The sequence below is a fragment of the Phenylobacterium sp. P4_E10 genome, assembly GCF_056401675.1.
This window is the reverse complement of the sequence record NZ_JBFUIW010000011.1, coordinates 1-19,912: the sequence shown is the minus strand read 5'-3', so window position 1 is coordinate 19,912 and position 19,912 is coordinate 1. Positions and strand designations below refer to the sequence as shown.

The 19,912-nt window shown below is 68.0% G+C and carries 19 protein-coding genes; 2 read left to right on the top strand and 17 right to left on the bottom strand.

Annotated features, from left to right (window positions below; all coding sequences use genetic code 11):
• From AC1DQJ_RS13675 to AC1DQJ_RS13665, 3 genes are read right to left on the bottom strand one after another with little or no spacing between them, the layout of a single operon-like run.
• Positions 1 to 1,410 (bottom strand): FAD-binding oxidoreductase, encoded by a 1,410-nt coding sequence (locus AC1DQJ_RS13675; RefSeq protein WP_477604157.1) that lies wholly within the window; start codon positions 1,408 to 1,410, stop codon positions 1 to 3.
• Between the two features lie 23 nt (positions 1,411 to 1,433).
• A complete protein-coding gene (locus AC1DQJ_RS13670; RefSeq protein ID WP_477604473.1) occupies positions 1,434 to 2,321 on the bottom strand; it encodes an L-threonylcarbamoyladenylate synthase in 888 nt (295 codons plus the stop codon).
• Between the two features lie 8 nt (positions 2,322 to 2,329).
• The gene (locus AC1DQJ_RS13665; protein ID WP_477604155.1) at positions 2,330 to 3,607 is read right to left on the bottom strand and encodes a YceI family protein; all 1,278 of its coding nucleotides are present in this window, start codon (positions 3,605 to 3,607) and stop codon (positions 2,330 to 2,332) included.
• Between the two features lie 147 nt (positions 3,608 to 3,754).
• On the opposite strand from AC1DQJ_RS13665, the gene AC1DQJ_RS13660 reads away from it, so the two are divergent.
• The gene (locus AC1DQJ_RS13660; protein WP_477604153.1) at positions 3,755 to 5,503 is read left to right on the top strand and encodes an acyl-CoA dehydrogenase; all 1,749 of its coding nucleotides are present in this window, start codon (positions 3,755 to 3,757) and stop codon (positions 5,501 to 5,503) included.
• Here AC1DQJ_RS13660 and AC1DQJ_RS13655 read toward each other — a convergent pair.
• From AC1DQJ_RS13655 to AC1DQJ_RS13645, 3 genes are all read right to left on the bottom strand, one after another.
• The gene (locus AC1DQJ_RS13655) at positions 5,500 to 6,729 is read right to left on the bottom strand and encodes an esterase-like activity of phytase family protein (RefSeq protein WP_477604151.1); all 1,230 of its coding nucleotides are present in this window, start codon (positions 6,727 to 6,729) and stop codon (positions 5,500 to 5,502) included. The two genes, AC1DQJ_RS13660 and AC1DQJ_RS13655, sit on opposite strands and share 4 nt — an antisense overlap.
• 40 nt (positions 6,730 to 6,769) lie before the next feature.
• Positions 6,770 to 7,951, bottom strand: coding sequence for an amidohydrolase family protein (locus tag AC1DQJ_RS13650; protein WP_477604149.1), 1,182 nt, complete (start codon positions 7,949 to 7,951; stop codon positions 6,770 to 6,772).
• A gap of 120 nt (positions 7,952 to 8,071) precedes the next feature.
• Positions 8,072 to 8,554, bottom strand: coding sequence for a redoxin family protein (locus tag AC1DQJ_RS13645; protein ID WP_477604147.1), 483 nt, complete (start codon positions 8,552 to 8,554; stop codon positions 8,072 to 8,074).
• Positions 8,555 to 8,666: 112 nt separating this feature from the next.
• Between AC1DQJ_RS13645 and AC1DQJ_RS13640 the strand changes: the two genes are divergently transcribed.
• Positions 8,667 to 9,236, top strand: a complete 570-nt coding sequence (locus AC1DQJ_RS13640) for a YqgE/AlgH family protein (protein WP_477604145.1) — start codon at positions 8,667 to 8,669, stop codon at positions 9,234 to 9,236.
• Between the two features lie 6 nt (positions 9,237 to 9,242).
• Here AC1DQJ_RS13640 and AC1DQJ_RS13635 read toward each other — a convergent pair whose 3' ends face one another.
• The 11 genes from AC1DQJ_RS13635 to ctaD all read right to left on the bottom strand — a co-directional run bounded on the left by AC1DQJ_RS13635 (position 9,243) and on the right by ctaD (position 19,785).
• A complete protein-coding gene (locus tag AC1DQJ_RS13635) occupies positions 9,243 to 10,901 on the bottom strand; it encodes a putative bifunctional diguanylate cyclase/phosphodiesterase (RefSeq protein WP_477604143.1) in 1,659 nt (552 codons plus the stop codon).
• A gap of 62 nt (positions 10,902 to 10,963) precedes the next feature.
• Positions 10,964 to 11,575, bottom strand: a complete 612-nt coding sequence (locus tag AC1DQJ_RS13630) for a GNAT family N-acetyltransferase (protein WP_477604141.1) — start codon at positions 11,573 to 11,575, stop codon at positions 10,964 to 10,966.
• 48 nt (positions 11,576 to 11,623) lie between these two features.
• Positions 11,624 to 12,913, bottom strand: a complete 1,290-nt coding sequence (locus AC1DQJ_RS13625; protein WP_477604139.1) for a M16 family metallopeptidase — start codon at positions 12,911 to 12,913, stop codon at positions 11,624 to 11,626.
• A complete protein-coding gene (gene thrC / locus AC1DQJ_RS13620) occupies positions 12,888 to 14,282 on the bottom strand; it encodes a threonine synthase (protein WP_477604137.1) in 1,395 nt (464 codons plus the stop codon). The genes AC1DQJ_RS13625 and thrC overlap by 26 nt, the downstream gene beginning before the upstream one ends.
• Entirely contained in the window at positions 14,282 to 15,007 is a 726-nt protein-coding gene (locus tag AC1DQJ_RS13615) for an SURF1 family protein (protein WP_477604135.1), read from the bottom strand. The genes thrC and AC1DQJ_RS13615 overlap by 1 nt, the downstream gene beginning before the upstream one ends.
• Positions 15,000 to 15,356, bottom strand: a complete 357-nt coding sequence (locus tag AC1DQJ_RS13610) for a DUF983 domain-containing protein (protein WP_477604133.1) — start codon at positions 15,354 to 15,356, stop codon at positions 15,000 to 15,002. The genes AC1DQJ_RS13615 and AC1DQJ_RS13610 overlap by 8 nt, the downstream gene beginning before the upstream one ends.
• A 7-nt stretch (positions 15,357 to 15,363) precedes the next feature.
• The gene (locus AC1DQJ_RS13605; RefSeq protein WP_477604131.1) at positions 15,364 to 16,239 is read right to left on the bottom strand and encodes a cytochrome c oxidase subunit 3; all 876 of its coding nucleotides are present in this window, start codon (positions 16,237 to 16,239) and stop codon (positions 15,364 to 15,366) included.
• A 75-nt stretch (positions 16,240 to 16,314) separates the two neighbouring features.
• Entirely contained in the window at positions 16,315 to 16,863 is a 549-nt protein-coding gene (locus AC1DQJ_RS13600) for a cytochrome c oxidase assembly protein (RefSeq protein ID WP_477604471.1), read from the bottom strand.
• A 64-nt stretch (positions 16,864 to 16,927) separates the two neighbouring features.
• Positions 16,928 to 17,080 carry a hypothetical protein gene (locus AC1DQJ_RS13595; protein ID WP_477604129.1) on the bottom strand — a complete coding sequence of 51 codons (153 nt, stop codon included), beginning with the start codon at positions 17,078 to 17,080 and terminating at the stop codon, positions 16,928 to 16,930.
• On the bottom strand, positions 17,077 to 18,048 hold the full coding sequence (cyoE, locus tag AC1DQJ_RS13590) for a heme o synthase (RefSeq protein WP_477604127.1): 972 nt from the start codon (positions 18,046 to 18,048) through the stop codon (positions 17,077 to 17,079). Before cyoE ends, AC1DQJ_RS13595 begins: the two co-directional genes overlap by 4 nt.
• An 81-nt stretch (positions 18,049 to 18,129) precedes the next feature.
• Entirely contained in the window at positions 18,130 to 19,785 is a 1,656-nt protein-coding gene (gene ctaD / locus AC1DQJ_RS13585; protein WP_477604125.1) for a cytochrome c oxidase subunit I, read from the bottom strand.
• Positions 19,786 to 19,912: the final 127 nt, after the last annotated feature.

Sequence of the window (19,912 nt, the reverse complement as noted above, 5' to 3'; positions counted from 1 at the left end):
TCAGAACAGGACGCGCGGATTCATGATCCGCTTGGGGTCCAGGCTTTGCCGGATCGCCGACAGCGCCGCAACCTCGACCGGCGACTTGTAGCGCCGGGCCTCCTCGGTCTTCATCGACCCCAGCCCATGCTCGGCCGAGATCGAGCCGCCCATCGAGGCGACGATGTCGTGGACGATGCGAGATCCCTCGCTGCGCAACGCCGAGTGCGCAGCGTCGTCTCCGCCGTCGGGCCGGATGACGTCGTAGTGGATGTTGCCGTCGCCGACATGTCCGAAGGCGGTCACCCTCGCGCCGCGAACCAGGGCCTCCATCCGCGCCGTCGCCTGGTTCAGAAAATCAGCCACCCGGCTGACCGGGACCGATACGTCGTGCTTCCAGGTCGCGCCCTCAGGCTTCTGACCCGGCGACTGGTTCTCGCGCACCGACCAGAAGGCCCTGGCGTGGGCCTCGCTCTGGGCGACCGCCGCGTCGCGGATCAGCCCGGCCTCCAGCGCCTTGCCGAGCAGCCGCTCCATCGCCGCCTCGGCCGCGCCCGGTTCGCCCGAGGCGATCTCGATCAGCACGTACCAGGGGTGGATCTCACTGAGCGGATCGCGCTGGTCCGGGATGTTCTTGAGCACAAACTCGACCCCGCGCCGGCCCATCAGCTCGAACGCCTCCACGGCGCCGCCGGCCTCGTCCTTCGCGCGGGCCAGCAGCTGGATTGCGGCCTCGGGGTTGTCGACGGCGGCGATGGCGGTCGCCCGCGACACGAGCACCGGGAACAGCTTCAGGCTGGCGGCGGTGACCACGCCCAGCGTGCCCTCCGCCCCGATCAGCAGCTGCTTGAGGTCGTAGCCGGTGTTGTCCTTGCGCAGGCGCTTCAGCCCGTTCCAGATCTCGCCGTTGGGCAGCACCGCCTCGAGGCCCAGGACCAGGTCGCGGGTGTTGCCGTAGCGCAGGACCGCGGTTCCGCCGGCGTTGGTCGAGACGATGCCGCCGATCGTCGCCGTGCCCTGCGAGGCGATGTCGAGTGGGAAGCGGCGGCCCTTCTCCAGCGCCGCGTCGTGCGCCGCCTGCAAGGTCACGCCGGCCTCCGCCACCAGCACGTCGTCGAAGGCGTCGATGTCACGGATCGTCCGCATGCGTTCGGTGGAGAGCAGGACCTCGCCCAGCGGGATCTGGCCGCCGACCAGGCCGGTGTTGCCGCCTTGCGGCACGATGGGAACGCCGGCCTCCGCGCAGATGCCGACCACGGCGGCCACGTCCTCGGTGGTCTTCGGCAAGGCCAGGAACGGCGTCTCGCCCTGCCAGCGGTCGCGCCATTCCACCAGCTTTGGGGCGAGGCGGTCCGGATCCTGGCTCCAGCCGCCCTCACCGAGCACCGCCTTCAGGCGTGAAAGGACATCGGCGGGGACGGAGACGGTCATGGCCTCAATCTATCCCCTGGCGTCTAGCCGACAAAGCCCGCGGCGCGCTTGAGGCGGTCGTTGATCGCCTCGCCCAATCCGTCCTGCGGAATGGGCGCCACGGCGATGGCGGTCGGCGTCGTACGGTCGGCGTCGCGCAGATAGGCGAACAGCCGCGCCGCGGCCTCGCGCAGGTCGCCGGTCGGGCTGAGGTTCCAGCGATGCTCGCCCGGACCAAAGGCCAGATACGCCTCGCCAGGTTCGGCAGCCGCCGCATTGAGCCGCACAGGCGCCTTGGGCGAATAGTGCCGCGCCAGACGCCCCGGCGAACGCTTGGCGTCGGCCTCCGCCTCGGCCAGCGGGCCGATCACCGCCTCGATCTGCGCGCGGGTCACCGAACCTGGCCGCAACAGCCGTGGCTGGTCCAGCAGCGCGACCACGGTCGACTCCAGGCCGACCTCGCATGGGCCGCCGTCCAGGGCCGCGGCGACCTTGTCGCCGGTCTCCTCCATCGCGTCGGCGTAGTTGGTCGGGCTCGGCCGCCCCGAACGGTTTGCGGAGGGCGCCACCACCGGTCCGCCGAAGCCCTGCAGCACCGCTCGGGCCAGCGGATGGGCGGGCGCGCGCACCGCGACGGTGTCCAGCCCGGCCCGCGCCAACTCGCTGACCGGCGTATCTGGCGCGATCGGCAGCACCAGGGTCAGGGGACCGGGCCAGAACGCCTTGGCCAGCGCCCGCGCTCGCTCGTCGAAGATCGCGATCTTCTCGGCGGCCGCCAGGTCGGCGACGTGCGAGATCAGGGGGTTGAAGCTCGGCCGGCCCTTGGCTTCGAAGATCGCCGCCACGGCCCGCGGGTCCGACGCGTCGCCGCCCAGGCCATAGACCGTCTCCGTCGGCAGGATGATGAGATCGCCGGCCCGCAAGGCGCCGATAGCGGCCTCTATCGGCGCGTCGCCGTGAGGTTGACGCTGACCTTCACCTCGGCCGGTATCTGATCGGTGTTTTTCCACTCGCCCTGTCCGACGCCAAAGGCCGTGCGGTCGAGGCTGGTTACACCGCGCACGCTCGCCTTGTCGCCCTCGATCTTCAGGCTGAACGGCAGCCGGACGGCCTTGCTGACCCCATGCAGCTTCAGCTGACCGTGGGCGACATAGCGTCCCTCGCCGGTCTTCTCGAAGCGCGTAGTGGAGAAGGTTGCTTTGGTGTTGTTGGCGACGTCGAACCAGTCCGGCCCCTGCAGCGACTGGTCGCGCTGGCCGTCGCCCGTGACCGCAGAGGCCAGGTCGATGCTGACGCTCACCTTGGATTTATCCAGCGCGTCCGGACTGAAGAGAACGTCCGCGGTCCAGCGATCGAACCGCCCCTCGATGGCCTGCCCACCCCAAGTGGTTGAAAAACCTAAGCTTGATCCGCCCGCAACTTTCCAGGCCGAGGGCTCGCTGCTGGCCGCAGCCGGCGGCGCGGCCTCGAGCGGGACTGCCGCGGCAGCCGCGACTGGAGCTTCGGCGGCCACAGGCTCCTCGACGGCGGCCGGCGGCGGCAGCGGCTTGGAGGCCGGCGGCGCGGGACGAATGGCCGTCGCAGCGGCGGCCACTCCCAGCCCGACGACCGCAATCGCCAGCAGCCGCGGGTCGAACCAGCGCCCGGGCTTGGCGCCCGGCGCCATGTGGGCCAGCACCGGCTCGTCGCGGCTGAACAGCTGATGCTTCAGGGCCCCAGCCACGTGCAGCGCGATCAGGACGTAGGCGCCCCAGGCCAGCACCTCGTGCCCCGTATGACCAAAGCCGTTCCAGGCGCTCTTGGCCGGATCGGCCAGATGTCCCAGCCCCGGCACGTGCGGCCAGGGGATCGCGCCATAGAGCACCGTCGGCACCTGGAATCGGCTGGTGGAGACCATGATCCAACCGGTGATCGGCATGCCGATCATGATCACGTAGAGCCCGACGTGGGCGACGTGGGCCAGAAGCTTCTCCCAGGCCGCCATGCCGGCCGGCAGCGCGGGCGGACGATGGGTCAGCCGCCAGGCTAGCCGGGCTAGGCTCAGCGCCAGCACGGTGATCCCCACCGACTTGTGCAACTGCACCAGAGCGAAGCCCTCGGGTGTCTTCCCGTCCATCCGCCAGGCCAGGATGATCTGGAAGACAATCGCCGCGGCGATCAGCCAGTGCAGGACGATGGCGACAGTGCTGTAGCGCGCCTGGGCGCGGTTGGCGGACATGCGGCTTCGTAATCCCTGACTGGCGGTGTGGACTGCAGATGGTCGAGCTTCAGTTCAGCGCAAAGTAGCCCCACACGCACGAAGCCGTGAAGGCTTGGAGGCGCCCTGTCGCTGGCCTAAAGAGATCAGCATTCATTGGAGCTCCGCATGTCCTTTCGCGCGCCTGTCCGTGACCTTGCTCTGTCCCTGCAGATCGCGGGGCATCCAGCGCTCGTTTCGAAGGCATTCGCGGAGCTGGACGAGGACACCGTGACCGCGGTGCTGGAAGCGGCAGGCGCGTTCACCGAGGAGCAGCTCGCGCCCCTCAACCGCAAGGGCGACCAGGTCGGCGCCAAGTACGAGAACGGCCAGGTGATCGCCGCGCCGGGCTTTGCAAGCGCCTACCAAGCCTTTGTCGCCGGGGGTTGGAACTCGCTGTCGGCCGACCCGGAACACGGCGGCCAGGGCCTGACCAAGGCCATGGAACTGGCGGTGTTCGAGATGGTGCACGCCTCGAACATGGCCTTCGGCCTCTGCCCTATGCTGACCCAGGGCGCCATCGAGGCGCTCGACCTGCACGGCACGGAGCGCCAGAAGCGGCTGGTGCTGCCCAAGCTTGTCTCGGGCGAATGGACCGGCACCATGAACCTGACCGAGCCGCAGGCCGGCTCGGACCTGGCGGCCGTTACGACCCGAGCCGAGCCGGACGGCGATGGCGGCTATCGCCTTTACGGCCAGAAGATCTTCATCACCTGGGGCGACCACGACGCGGCGGACAACATCTGCCACCTGGTGCTGGCCCGCCTGCCCGACTCCCCGCCCGGCGTGAAGGGCATCTCGCTGTTCCTGGCCACCAAGCGGCTCGTCAACGACGCAGGCGGTCTGGGCGCCGCCAATGAGCTGCGGGCCGGCTCAATCGAGCACAAGCTGGGCATCCACGGCTCACCCACCTGCGTGATGCTGTTCGAAGGCGCCAAGGCCGAGCTGGTCGGCGAGATCAACAACGGCATCGCCCATATGTTCGTGATGATGAACGCCGCCCGCCTGCAGGTCGGGGTTCAGGGCGTGGCCATCGCCGAGCGGGCGTTCCAGCAGGCTCTCGCCTTCGCTCAGGAGCGCAAGCAGGGCCGCGCGGTGTGGTCGGCGGAGTATCCCGCCCCGCTCTACGGCCACCCCGACGTCCGACGTTCGCTGCTGCTGATGAAGGCCAAGATCGAGGCCGCCCGCGGCATCTGCATGATCACCGGCGTGCTGGCCGACGCCGCCCGTCTCGCGCCTAGCGAGGCCGAGCGCGCCACCGCCAAGGCCCGCCAGGAGCTGCTGACCCCGATCGCCAAGGCCTGGTCGACCGACATCGGCGTCGAGGTCGCGTCCATGGGCGTGCAGGTTCACGGCGGCATGGGCTTCATCGAGGAGACGGGCGCCGCGCAGCACTATCGCGACGCGCGCATCGCGCCGATCTACGAAGGCACCAACGGCATCCAGGCCATCGACCTGGTCGGCCGCAAGGTCCCGATGGAAAACGGCGGCGTCATGGACGCCCTCTGCGCGGACATGCACGCCACGGTTGGCGAGCTGTCCGCCGCGCCCGGCCTGGACGGAGTCGCCGCGCGACTGGACGCCGGTGTCGCCGCGCTGGAGCGCGCCACCGACTGGCTGCTGAAGAACAAGGGCCCCAACGCCCTGGCCGGCGCCACGCCCTATCTGAAGCTGGCCGGCGATGTCATCGGCGGCTGGGTCCTGGCCCGGCAGGCGCTCGCCGTTTCGGGGGCCAGCGACGACTGGTCCAAGAGCAAGGCGGCCCTGGCGCGGGTCTATGCCGGGCAGGTTCTCGCCCAGGCTTCCGGCTTGGCGGACGGCGTCATGGACGGAGCAGCCGACCTGGAAGCGGTCGCGCCTGAGGCGCTAGGCGCCTAGGTCAGCACCGGCTCGTCGAAGGTCACGCGGTAGAACTTCGTCTCCGCGCCTTCGATCCCGTAGTCATTGTCGTTGACCAGGATCAGTTGGCGGTCTGAGAGGACCGCCATGCCCTCCAGATCGGCGTCGATGTCCTGCGCATCGTCGGTGGTGAACACCAGCGTCTTGGCCAGGACTGGCACACCCGCCGCCGCAAGGCCCTTGGTCGTCAGTTGCTCCAGGGTCGGCCGCGCCTCCAGCGTGAGATGCTCGGCGGACGCGCCTGGCCCGGACAGATCGACAACATAGACCTTGGCCGTGGCTGAGATCCGCTCGAGCACCAGCAACCGATCGGGGCCCAGCCACGCGGTCTCGCAGACCTTCAGGTCCCGTCGCTTGACCTTCCCGTCCTGGCGGTCGCGCTCGAAGCTGGAAGGCGCGTCCAGCGGATAGACGTACTGAGCCGCGACCGCGCCGCCCGCAGCGTCGATCTTCCAGATCCGCAGATGCCGGGCCCGGCCGTCATCGTCCTCATGCTCCAGCGGACTTTGGAAGGTCGCGTAAAGCCAGGCCTCGTCGCCGGAAACGCTGAGCGCCTCGAAGCCGCGGTTCAACCGGCGGCGTCCGGCGATCGCCGGCAGGATCGTCTCCAGCGGCGGGTCGCAGGCGCCCTGCGCCCCCTCCGGCGCCCATCGGCGGATGACCACCCCGTCCGCGTCCACCCGCAGCAACGAAGGGCCATACTCGTCAGCAACCCAGAAGCCGCCGTTGGCCAACACAGCCAGCGCCTCGGTGTCCGCCCCGCCATCAGCGGGGATCAGGCGGCCATCGAGATCGAAGGCCGGCTCCATCTGCGCCTCGCCGCCGCCTGGCATCGGCAGGCCCGACAGCGGCCGCCCGGACGGTGTGAGCAATGGCAGAGCGCGAATGAAGCGGACTTCGTCGCCTTCCACACTCAACTCGGCGATGGTCGGGCCGATATCCGGCCGCGGCATGACCTTGGCGCCGTCGATGTCCGCCAGCCTCGCCAGGTGGTGGAGGCCGTAGTCGCCGACTGCCTGGCGGATCTTCAGATTGGGACCGCGGTCGCCGATGGCCCACAGGCGGCCGCTGCGGTCGCCGGCCAGGCTCGCCAGGCCCGAGCCGAGGCCCAACGTGATGCGCAGCGTCCCTTTAGGCAGCGTCACTTCAGCCAGGAGATGATCGCGCCAAACCAGGCGCTGGACGGTGAAACGGCTGCGGCTCATGTCGCCATTGGGCCAGTCGCCGCGGCCCTGTCCACCGCGATCAGGCGGCGGCCAGTCCGGGAAGGTCGTGCAGCGAGGCGTCGAGGCCCGCGCCCATCAGGTCGATGAAGTTGTCGCGGTAGAAGCCGCGTTTGGCCCCCTCCGACGCGCTGTCCAGATTGTCGTTGAAGCGCTTGAGCGGATTGCGGCCGCCCTCGACGTGCGGGAAGTCCGAGGAGAACAGGCACATCTCCTCGCCGGAATTCTCGATGATCCAACGGGCGTCCTCGTGCGGATAGGGTGTGACCCGCAGCTGACGGCGGAGGATCTCGCTCGGCTTGCCCGAAAGCTTCTGTAGCCGGTCCTCCCGGCCGAACGCCGCCGCCCCTGAGTCCATGAACCGCATCAGACTGGGAAGCCATGAGGCGCCCAGCTCGATCGCCCCGAACTTCAGGCGCGGAAAGCGGTCGAACACCCCGTCGATAACCAGCACCGAGAGCGTCTGCCAGAGCGACAGCGGAATGGCCATGAAGGTCACCGAGGTGAAGTTCTCGGCCCCGCCGTGGAAATCCAGGACCTGGGGTCCGCCGTTCTCGATGTAGTCGTGATGCATCTTCTCCTCGCCGCCGACGTGGAAGAGGATCGGCACGCCGGCCTCCTCCGCGATGGCCCAGACGGGGTCGAGTTCGATATGGCTGGGCGAATGTCCGTTGGGATGGCGAGAGGGGATAATCAGGCCCTTGCAACCCATGGCGACGGCCTCGCGCGCGATCTCGGGCGCCCGCGCGCGGTCGATCAGCGGCACATAGCCGGTCGCCAGCAGCCGGCGATCCACGCCGCAGAACTCGGTCATCATGCGATTGTGCGCACGGGCCCCGGCCAGAGCCAGCTCGACCTCGCCCCGCTCCTCGAGCCCATAGTTGCCCAGGGCGTCGGTGGTGAAGACCAGCTGACTGGCGAAACCTAGCAGGTCGAGCGCCCGCGGCCGGTCGGCGTTCCGGAAGGCGCCTAGGGCTTGGTAGTTCTTCCGCAGGAGAAGGTTGGCCTCGTCGCCGGCCCGGAACTCAGGGTCGTCGTGCAGCCGCCTGGCCTTGTCGGCCCAGTCGGCCAGGGCGGTGCGCTTGGCGGTCTTCTCAGCGAAGGCCTCACGCAGACCGGGATCAACATATGAGAGGATCGCGCCGGGCAGCTCCATCACGTGGCTGTCGGCGTCGTGGACGGTCTGTCCTTCGACATACGGCATGACGCTTCTTCCCTGGTGAGTTCGTTGTTTTCAATCCAGTTCGAACCCACTGGGCGGCCGCGTCAAGTCGGCCGGCGTCCAGCCCGCGGCGTCGCGATCCGACACTGCGGGCTGTCTTCGTCAAAGCTGGGCCAGCATGTAGTCCGCGGCCGAGACCTTGAACTCGCCCGGAGCCTCGACGTTGAGCTCCTTCACCACGCCGTCCTCGACGATCATCGAGTAGCGTTGCGAGCGCACGCCCATGCCGAACTTCGAGGCGTCCATCTCCAGGCCGAGCGCCTTGGTGAAGTCGCCATTGCCGTCGCCAAGCATGAGGATGGAGTCGCCGATCGACTGGCTTTCACCCCAAGCCTTCATCACAAAGGCGTCGTTGACCGAAATACAGGCGATGGCGTCGACGCCCTTGGCCTTGAAGTCGGCCACGTGGTCCTTGAATCCCGGCAGGTGACGCGCCGAGCAGGTCGGGGTGAAGGCGCCAGGCACTGCGAACAGAGCCACCTTCTTGCCGACGAAGATCTCGTCGACCGTCATCGGCTTGGGTCCTTCCGGCGTCCCGGCGGAAAAGGTGGCGGCGGGCAGCTTATCGCCGACTTTGATGGTCATGTGCTTCTCTCCCTAGTCTCAAGACCACCAGATAGCGTGCTGGACGAGCACATCAACGGCCTTGTGTAACGCTAAGACTTGAAAGCGCCGCGATCAGCGTCACATTCGGGGCATGGGAGACGGCGCGTTCCTTACCGGCAAGATGCTGATCGCCATGCCTGGCATCGGCGACCCGCGCTTCGAGCGCGCCCTGGTGCTCATCTGCGCCCATGACGAGGGACACGCCATGGGCATCGCCGTGAACCGGCCGGTTGAGGGCCTGACCCTGCCCGACCTGCTGAGCCGCCTGGACGTGAAGTCCTCGATCGAGCTCGCGCCCGACTTGGTGCTGCTAGGCGGTCCGGTGGATCGCGAGCGCGGCTTCGTGCTGCACACCGAGGACTACATGGCCGGCGAGCACAGCCTGGCGGTCGGCGACGACCTGGCCCTGACCGCCACCCGCGAGGTGCTGGAAGCCATGGGCGGCCACGGCCATGCGCCGCGGCGCGCCCTGCTGGCCCTCGGTTATGCCGGCTGGGGCGCAGGCCAGTTGGAGCGGGAAATCCGCGAGAACGTCTGGCTGACCTGCGAGCCCGACGAAGAGCTGGTCTTCGGCAGCGACCATTCGCACAAGTGGTCCCGGGCGCTGGCCAAGATCGGCGTCGACGCCAGCCTGCTCAGTTCGACCGCCGGCCGCGCCTAGAGCCCTCTAGCCTCGCGCCTTGACCGGTGCGGCGCCGTCCACATAGCTCTCATTGAGATAGACCTCGGCTTCCTGCGGCGAGAGCGCCGGCGCGTAACCGAAGCCCTGACCGTAGTCACAGCCGAGCGACAGCAGCTGGCGGGCCATCTGGGCGTTCTCGACGCCTTCGGCGACGACTTCCAGCGCCAGATCCTGACCAAGCTTGACCACGGAGGAGACGATCTTCGCCGAGCCCTCGTTGGTGGCCATGGTGCGCACGAAGTAGCGGTCGATCTTCAGGGTGTCGAATGGCAGGCGGGTCAGGTAGCTGAGCGACGAGAAGCCGGTGCCGAAGTCGTCCAGCGCCAGGGCCGCGCCGGCCTCGCGCAGGTCGCGCAGCACGACGGCGGCTCGGTCCGGATCGCGCATGACGTCGCCTTCCGTGACTTCCAGCTTCAGCGCGCCAGGCGGCAGACCCGTCTCGCGTCGGATGGCGAGGACGTCGGAGATCAGGTCGGGACGATCGATCTCGCCGGTCGAGAGATTGACCGCGACGGTCAGTTCGCCGGCGGCGCGGTGGTCGCGTCGCCAAACGGCCAGCTGGTTGCCGGCCTGGCGCATCATCAGCGCGCCGATTTCGCTCATCAGGCCCATTTCCTCGCACAGCGGCAGGAACTGATCCGGCGTCAGCAGGCCGCGTCGGGGATGGCGCCAGCGGACCAGCGCCTCGAAGCCCGACAGCGCCCCGGTCGAGAGGCGCACGATCGGCTGATAGAACGGAACGATCTCGTTGCGGCCCATGGCGCCGCGTAGGTCGCTTTCCAGCGCCAGACGCGAAAGCCCATCGCTTTCCAGGCTGCGGCCGTAGGCGGCCGCGCCGCCGCGTCCGCCGCTCTTGGCGGCTTCCACCGCGAGTTCAGCCCGGCGCAGAAGTTCGGCCGCCTCGGGCGCGTCCTCCCCGCCGATGGCCTCCACGGCGCCGATGGAGAGGGTGGGATGGATATCGAAGCCGGCGACCCGCAGGGGCTGCTCCAGGGCTTGGCGTAGGGTTTCGGCGGCGGACGGACGGCCGACCGTGGTCAGCACCGCGAACTCGTCTTCGCCGACGCGGGCCAGCAGGGCGTGCGGCGGGAAGGCCGCGGCCAGGCGCGAGCCCAGCGCCGCAAGCACCAGGTCGGCGCGTTCGTGGCCGAGGGCCTCGTTCAGGCGGCGCAGGCGATCGAGGTCGGCGACCACCAGCTCGTGTTGGCCCGGGCGCTGCAGGCGCTCGCGGGCGTGAGCGACGAAACTCTTGCGGTCGAGCAAGCCCGTGAGGCTGTCTTGATCGGAGGCGGCAAACTTGGCTTCCGGGGCGACCACGCCGGCGGCGCGCAGGCCCTCTTCGAGCCAGACACCGCGCCAGATGCAGGTGCCGCCGCCGCGCATGCGCATGCGCACGGAAATCTCGGTGCCCGGCTCCTGGACGCGCAGCACATCTTCTGCGAGGGCGCGGTCCGGCGGCAGGGCGAGCGCGCGCATGGCCGCGGACGAGCATTCAGGGGCGAGCGGACCCAGACCCAGCGCGCGCGAGGCGCCGGTCAGGTGAAGGCGATCCTTCTCGGGCTCCCAAAGCCAGAGCGCCACATCAGCGGCGCCTAGCGCCTCCAAGGTCGCGGTTGCGTCCCAGCTCCAACGATCGTTCGGCATTGTCTCAAGACATCTCGGCCAACGCGCCGCAGAGCGGTCCGGCCCACGACAGCCGAAGCGCGCTAAACAGACACTCCTTCGTCCGGTTCCTCGTGCATCCGCAGGGGAGACACGAGACCGAACAACACATGATCTCGCCAGACGCCGTTAATTTTCAGATAAGCCTGGGCGAGCCCTTCTTCGCGAAACCCGGCTCGGTTGAGAAGATTCCGAGACGCCTCGTTGCTGGGGAGGCACGCCGCCTCCAGCCGATGCAGGGCAAGGGTGCGGAAGGAAAACACCGCCAAGGCGCGCACCGCAGCCAGGGTCTGGCCCTGGCGGACGAAGGGTTGGCCGCACCAGTAACCGATTGAACCCATCTGGGCGACGCCCCGACGAACGTTGGAGAGCGTTATGCCGCCGGTCAGCGCATCGTCGCGCGAGCGGAAGACGAAGAACGGAAAGGCTGTTCCGGCCTCTCGGTCACGCCCGTAGGCCGCCAGCCTGCGGCGGAAGGCCGCACGGGTCAGATCGTCGTCCGGCCAGGTCGGCTCCCAAGGCTGCAGGAAGTCTTTCGACTGGGCGCGCAGCTCGCGCCACTCGGCGAAGTCGGCGGCGCGGGGCGGCCGCAGGCGCACGCCGTCCCCCTCGATGCGCAAGCCGCTCTCCGGCGCGATCCAATCCAGCAAGGCCATGTCCGAGACTCGCGGGAACCGGGGGCGCGCGTCAAGATCGCATCCGACCTAGCCGAACAGCGCCTTCTGGAAGGCGTCGGCCGCCTTGGTCGCCGCCTTGGGGCCAAGCACGCTGGCGGCGGCGCGGCGCGGCGCCAGGATCGCCGCACCCAATCGCGTCAGGTCATCTGCGCTCACCGCATCGATCTGAGCGGCGAGTTCAGTCGGAGCGAGAGTGCGCCCGAACAGCAGCACCTGCGCGGCAGCCTGTTCCGAGCGCGACAGCGGCTGCTCGCGGGCCATGAACATCGAGGCCTTCAGCTGGGCCTTGGCTCGGGCGAGTTCCCCCGCTTCGATGCGCTCGGCCATACCCTTGATCTCGCCAGCCGCGACCTTAGCCAGCTCGGCCGCATCCTTGGCTGCGCAGCCCGCGAAGACGCCCAGCACGCCAGTATCGGCATAGGTCTCGGAATAGGCGTCGACCGCATAGGCCAGGCCGCGCTTCTCCCGCGCTTCCTGGAACAGGCGCGAGGCCATGCCGCCGCCGAGTATCTCGGCATAGAGGCGCAGGGCGAAGTAGGCCTCATCCCGGACCCCGACGGCCGGCAGCAGGAAGACGAGGTTGGCTTGCTCCAGCGGCCGCGTGGAGGTGCGCGCGCCGCCTTCGAAGCGGGCGCCGGTGGGCGCGGGAGCGCCCTGCCCCGCCACGTCGCCGAAATCCCGCTCGGCCAGGGCCAGCAGTTCGTCCTCATCGACCGCGCCAGAGGCGCTGATCACCAAGGCGTCGGGAGCGTAAAGCGCGGCGCGCCATTCCGAAAGGCTGGCGCTGTCGGCTCGGGCAATCGACTCGTCGGTGCCGAGGATCGGGCGTCCCAGCGGCTGACCGTCGAAAGCCGCCTCTTGCGCCATTTCGAAGACGTGGTCGTCCGGAGTGTCCGCCGCCTCGGCGATCTCCTGGCCGACGACCTGGATCTCGCGCACCAGATCCGCCCCATCCATGGTCGGCCGCTGAACCAGGTCGGCGAGGACCGCCGAACCGAGGTCCAGGCCGCCCTTCAGGGCGCGGACCTGGAAGCTGGTGCGCTCATAGCCGGTGGCGGCGTTGATCTGGCCGCCCTCGGCCTCGATCGTCTCAACGATATCCTTGGCCGAGCGTTCGCCCGCCCCCTTGAACACCATGTGCTCGAGCAGATGCGACCAGCCGGAACGATGCGGGTCCTCGGAGCGGGCGCCGCGGCCGGCGACGACCGAGAGGGCCAGGGTTTCGAGCCCGTCGATGGGATCGCAGACGACGCGAACCCCATTCTTCAGAGTGTGGATGTTGGGCAGAGCCTCAGCCTTCCGCAAAGGCCCTGACATAGGCCTTGATGGCGTCGGCGTCAGCCGGCAGGCGGTCGAAACGTTCGGGCTTGCCGGCCAGATGGGCGGCAGTGCGCGGCATGACCGGGGTCTCTCCGGTGGCCGCCTCGACCGTTTCCGGGAACTTGGCCGGGTGGGCCGTCGACAGCACGACGATCGGCGCGGTGGTCGCGGCTCGGGCCCGCTGCATCCCGGCGACACCGACGGCGGTGTGCGGGTCGATCAGTTCGCCGGTCTCGCGCAGGGTCGCCACGATGGTCCGGGTGGTGTCCCCCTCGCCGATCGCGACGCCAGTGAAGGTCTCGCGCATGGTGGCCAGGGCCTGCGGCGGGATATCGACACCGCCGGTCTCCGCGAAGGCGGCGAAGGCGCGGGCGGTCTCCAAGCCGTCGCGGCGCACGCACTCAAAATATAGCCGCTCGAAGTTCGAGGCCGACTGAATGTCCATGGCCGGAGACTGGGTGGGAGCGGTGACGCCGCGGACATAACGGCCGTCCTCGAAGGTGCGAGCGAGGATGTCGTTGGAGTTGGTGGCGATGATGATCCGCGCGATCGGCAGACCCATGCGCTTGGCGACATAGCCGGCGAAGCCGTCGCCGAAGTTGCCCGACGGCACGGCGAACGCCACCTCGCGATGCGGCGCACCCAGCGCCACCGCTGCGGTGAAGTAATAGACGCTCTGGGCGACGATGCGGGCGAAGTTGATCGAGTTGACCGCCGACAGGCCGACCGACTGCTTCAGACCGGCGTCGGCCAGCGAAGTCTTCAGGATCGCCTGGCAATCGTCGAAGTCGCCGGCCACCGCGACGCAGCGGACGTTGTCCTCGGCGGCCGTGGTCATGAAGCGGCGCTGGACCTCGGAGATCCGGCCATCCGGGAACATCACCACGATCTTCGTGTTCGCACGGCCGCGGAAGGCCTCAACCGCCGCGCCGCCAGTGTCGCCGGAGGTGGCGCAGAGGATGGTCTGCGTACGATTCTGGGCGGCGAGGACATGGTCCGAGAGCCGCGCCAGCAGCTGCATGGCCACGTCCTTGAAGGCCAGGCTCGGGCCGTGAAACAGTTCGGCGATGAAGCCGCCTGGCCCGATCTGACGGACCGGAACGACAGCGGCGTGGGTGAAGCTCGCATAGGCCTCGGCGCACATCTCGCCCAAGGTCTCGCGATCGATCTCATCACCGACAAATTTGGCGAGCACCGCCGTGGCGACCTCAGCGTAGGGACGGCCGGCGAAGGCGGCGATCTCGTCGCGGGTAAAGGTCGGCCACTCTTCGGGCACATACAGCCCGCCATCGGGCGCCAGGCCCGAGAGCACCGCATCGACAAAGCCGACCGAGGGCGCTTGGCCCCGGGTGGAGACGTACCGCATCAAGATTTCCACTTCCGCCAGAGCATGGCGGCATAGACGCCGACCAGGGCGGCGGCAAGGCCGAACCAGGTCACGGCGTATTCCAGGTGGCGATTGGAGATTTCGGCCGGCAGCGGCGCCGGATCGAGCGCCTTCCACTCCGGGTTGGAGGAGGTTTCGGCCATCAGGAACATGGGAGCCGGCTTCTCGACCTTCAGGGCCTGCGCCATCGCCGCGGTGTCACGGACGTACCAGCGATTGGCGGCGACGTCGTTGGGCGGACTGAACCTGTTGCCGGCCTCCGGCGCACGCAGGACGCCGACGATCTCCACTGGCGCGCGATCGGAGACATTGACGGCCGGTCGGGCCGAGACGTCGTCGCGGACGAAGCCGCGGTCGACGAGGATGCTGCGATAGGGACCGCCGGCCGCGTGACAGGCCGAGATCAGGCGCGAACCCGCCTGACCGTCGCGGACCGAGAACAGTTCCAGAGAGGGCGCGGCGGCCAAGCCGGGGCAAATGATGTGAATACGGGTGAAGTCAAGATCGGCGCCGGCGCCCATGCGCTCCAGAGCCGCCTCGCCCGAGGTCGCGGGCGCCGCTTGCAGGGCCGCGACGCGGGCCAGAAGTCCTTCCTTCCAGGCCAGGCGCTGCAGCTGCCAGGCGCCCAGGCTGAGCAGGATGATGAGGGATATGCCGACGGCGATGGTGAGGCCGATCGGGAAGCGCCGCGACGGGTCAGTCATGCCGGGCTTCCGAGGCGTGGTTGGCGAACTGGGCCGCCAGCATCAGGCCCTTCAGCGGACGCAGCAGGCCGATGCAAACCGCTAGGGTCAGGGGCAGGAAGACGACCAGATGCACCCAGATCGGGGGCTTGAACGTCATCTCGACGAACAGCATGGCGAAGGCGCAGAGGAAGCCCGCGATCAGGATCACGAAGACCGCGGGACCATCTCCAGAGTCGGCCTTGGCTAGGTCATAGCCGCAGTGGTCGCAGGCCGAAGCGACCGTCAGGAAGCCTGAGAACAGACGCCCCACTCCGCAATTCGGGCAGCGGCCACGCAGGCCGGCCAGGAGCGGATTGGGGCTGTCCATGGCGGGCCTAGTGGCCCGCCCCGCCGAACACCACGTAGATGAAGGCGAACAGGAAGAGCCAGACCACGTCGACGAAGTGCCAATACCAAGCGGCGGCTTCGAAGCCGAAGTGCTTCTGCGGGGTGAAACCGCCACGCAGCAGGCGGATCAGGCAGACGGCCAGGAAGATCGTCCCGATCAGGACGTGGAAGCCGTGGAAGCCGGTCGCCATGAAGAACGAGGAACCGTACAGGCCGGAGTTGGCCTGCCCCTCGGCGCCGAAGAAGTACTTGTGCTCGAGGATGTGGTGGTACTCGTAGGCCTGGATGGACGTGAACAGCGCGCCCAGGATGATGGTCAGGGTCAGCGCGATCTTGGTGCCCTTGCGGTCGCCTTGCTGCAGCGCGTGGTGGGCCCAGGTGACCGTGGTGCCCGAGAGCAGCAGGGTCAGGGTGTTCACCAGGGGCAGGTTCCAGGCCGGAACGGTTTCGATGCCGGCGGGCGGCCAAGTGGCCCAGGCGGTGCGCACTTCCTCAATCGAGGACAGGGTGCGGTGGCCGTGGAACAGGGCCATTTCGAAGAAGATCCAGAACCAGGCGACGAAGAACATCACTTCCGAAGCGATGAACATGATCATGCCGTAGCGCAGGCCGATCGAGACGACCGGCGTGTGGTCGCCCGCCTTGGATTCCTTCACCACGTCCGACCACCAGCCGAACATCGTGTAGAGCACGCCGGCGAGGCCCGCGAAGAACAGCCACGGATTGTGCTGCGGAATGCCGAACAGGCCCTTCATCCAGGCCACGCCGCCAAGCGCCATCACCGTCGCGGACAAGGACCCGACCAACGGCCATGGGCTGGGCGGCAGCAGGTGGTAGTCGTGCTTAACTTCGCCGTGGGCCATTTCGGTCCTAACCCCTCTTAGATCTTACAGACGCCTGTCCCTCTCTCGGACCGGCGCATGACATTTCGCGTGACGCTATAGCCCCGCCTTGGCCGGAACGCCAAGGGCGGATGAGTGCTTTGACGGCGTGGCGTCTGCGCGCTTTTCGCCGCGCTGCGCCTCGACCGACGGGAAGAAGGTGTAGGACAGGGTCACCTCGCCCTTGCCCTTGGTTTCGAAATCCTCGGCGAACTTGGGATCCACGAAGTAGACGACCGGGAATTCTATGGTCGTCTTGGCCGGAATCGTCTGGTCCGAGAAGCAGAAGCATTCGAGCTTCTGGAAGTAGGCGCCCGCCGATTCCGGCACGACGTTATAGATCGCGCGGCCGGTGATCGGCTTGTCGCCGTTGTTGGTGACCTTGAAGAACGCGAGGCCGGTCTGGCCGATTCGCACTTCCTGCGAGGTCTGCTCGGCGGTGAAGGTCCAGGGCAGCTCGCGGACATTGGCGTCGAAGCGGATGAGCAGCTTGCGCTCCAGCATCTTGTCGGGCGCGGCCTCGGCGCGGCGAACCGTGCCGTCGAAACCGGTGACCTGACAGAACGCCTTGTAGAGCGGCACCGAGGCGAACGCCGCGCCGACCATGGCTACGAAGCCGCCGGCGCAGATCAGCGCGACCTTGCGATTGCGCTTGGCTCGGAGATCGCCGCTAGAGGGGTCGATGGGCAACGCTGCCTCCCAGGCGCACGACCGTCACCACGAAGACCAGGACCACGAACAGCACCAGGCCGAGCGCCAGAGCGATGTTGCGGCCACGGCGGGCGCGCGCTTCGGCGGTAGGATCGGGCGTGGGCTCGTTCACGAGAAAACTCCAACGGCGGGCAGGTCGAGCAGGTGCTCGGCCAGCAGCGTCGCGAACAACAGGGTCAGGTAGAGGATCGAGAAGGCGAACAGGTTGCGCGCGTCCTTGGAGCTGGCCTTGACGTCGTAGAGGCCATCGTCGTTGCGCTGGCCGCCGGTCTCGCCGGCTCGGCTCTTGAACACACGCCAGGCCAGAACCAGGAACACCAGGCCGCCGAGGCCCGCGACCGCCAGATAGGTCAACCCGCCCAGTCCGGTGAACGCCGGCACGATGCACAGCGGCACGAACAGCAGGCTGTAGATCAGGATCTGCTTGCGGGTGGACTTGGCGCCCGCCGTCACCGGCATCATCGGCACGCCGGCCTTCTGGTAGTCCTCGCTGGTGTAGAGCGACAGCGCCCAGAAATGCGGCGGGGTCCACATGAAGATGATGGCGCAGAGCAGCCAGGCGTTCAGCGGCGCCGTGCCGGTGGCCGCCGCCCAACCGATCACCGGCGGCAGCGCGCCGGCCAGGCCGCCAATGACGATGTTCTGCGGCGTCGAGCGCTTCAGCCACATCGTGTAGACGATCGCATAGAAGAAGATCGTGAACGCCAGCAGGCCAGCGGCCAGCCAGTTCGTGGTCATGCCCAGCAGCATCACCGAGAACAGCGACAGTACGATGCCGAGCGCCAGGGCGTCCGCGCCCTGCACCTTGCCCGCCGGGACCGGCCGGCCGCGGGTGCGGCGCATGATCGCGTCGATGTCGGCGTCGTACCACATGTTGAGCGAGGCGGACGCGCCCGCTCCGACCGCAATGCAGAGGATCGCCACCGCCCCCAACACCGGGTTGATCGGCGAGCTGGCGCAGACCAGGCCGGTGATTGCGGTGAAGATCACCAGCGACATCACCCGAGGCTTGAGCAGCTGGACGTAGTCCTGCCACCGCGGGGGCGCGCTGGAGCGGGAGAGGGCTGGCGACATGGTCATTAGAATACTCTCAAAACGACCGAAGGGCGCGCGCTGGAATGTCCCAGCCCGCGCCCCGCAGAAGTTTCTACCGAGCCGGACCTAGTGCAGGTCCGGCTTGACCACCGGCAGTTCGTTGAACTGGTGGAACGGCGGCGGCGACGACAGGGTCCATTCCAGCGTCGTGGCGCCTTCGCCCCACGGGTTGGCCTCGGCCTTGCGGCGGAACACCATCGCGTCGATCAGGACCACCAGGAACACAGCCACGCCGGCCAGGGTCACCAGGTAACCGATCGACGAAACGTGGTTCCAGTAGGTGAAGGCTTCCGGATAGTCGACGTAGCGACGCGGCATGCCTTGCAGGCCCAGGAAGTGCTGCGGGAAGAACACCAGGTTCACGCCGACGAACATCACCCAGAAGTGCACTTGGCCGAGCCACTCGCGGTACTTCACGCCGAACATCTTCTCGAACCAGTAGTAGAAGCCCGCGAAGATGGCGAACACCGCGCCCAGCGACAGCACGTAGTGGAAGTGCGCCACGACGTAGTACGTGTCGTGCAGGCTGTAGTCGATGCCCGCGTTGGCCAGCACGACGCCGGTCACGCCGCCGACGGTGAACAGGAAGATGAAGCCCATCGCCCAGAGCATGGGCGTCTTGAAGTCGATGGAGCCGCCCCACATCGTGGCGATCCAGGAGAAAATCTTCACGCCGGTGGGCACCGCGATGACCATGGTGGCCGCCACGAAGTAGGCGCGCAGGTTGATGCTCATCCCGACCGTGTACATGTGGTGAGCCCACACGATGAAGCCGATGAAGCCGATGGCGACCATGGCGTAGGCCATCGCGAGGTAGCCGAACACCGGCTTGCGCGAGAAGGTCGACACGATGTGGCTGACGATGCCGAAGCCCGGCAGGATCAGGATGTACACTTCCGGGTGACCGAAGAACCAGAACAGGTGCTGGTACATGATGGGGTCGCCACCACCGGCCGCGTCGAAGAAGTGCGTCTTAAAGTTCCGGTCGGTCAGCAGCATGGTGATCGCGCCGGCCAGGACGGGCAGCGAGAGCAGCAGCAGGAAGACGGTGACCAGCACCGACCACACAAACAGCGGCATCCGGTGCAGGGTCATGCCCGGCGCGCGCATGTTGAAGATGGTGGTGATGAAGTTGATGGCGCCGAGGATCGACGAGGCGCCGGCCAGGTGGAGCGCGAGGATCGCGCAGTCCATCGCCGGACCCGTGTGACCAGAGGTCGACAGGGGCGGATAGGCCGTCCAGCCGCCGCCGAAGCCCTTACCCGGGCCGCCGTCGACGAACATCGACGTCACCAGCAGCACCCACGCGGCCACCAACAGCCAGAACGAGATGTTGTTCATGCGCGGGAACGCCATGTCCGGCGCGCCGATCATCAGCGGCACGAACCAGTTCCCGAAACCGCCGATCATGGCGGGCATGACCATGAAGAAGATCATGATCAGGGCGTGCGCGGTGACCACGGCGTTGTAGCCGTGCTTGGACTGCTCCACGAGGCCCAACAGTTGGATGGACGAGCCTTCCTTGAAGATCTGGATGCCCGGCTCGGCCAGTTCCCAGCGGATGAGGCCGGACAGCGCGCCGCCCACCAGGCCCGCCATGATGGCGAACAGGATGTAGAGCGTGCCGATGTCCTTGTGGTTGGTCGAGAAGAACCAACGCGAGATGAAGCCCGGCTTGTGGTCGGCTTCGTCGTGATGATCGTGAGCTGCGGCTTGTGCCATCTTACTGTGTCCTAGGCTCATTTCGCGGCCGGCGCCGCGGCGGGCGCGGCGGGCGTGGAGGTCGGGGCCGGAGCGGCCGCGGCGGGAGCCGCAGCACCCGGAGCCGCAGCGGCGGCCGGGGCCGCAG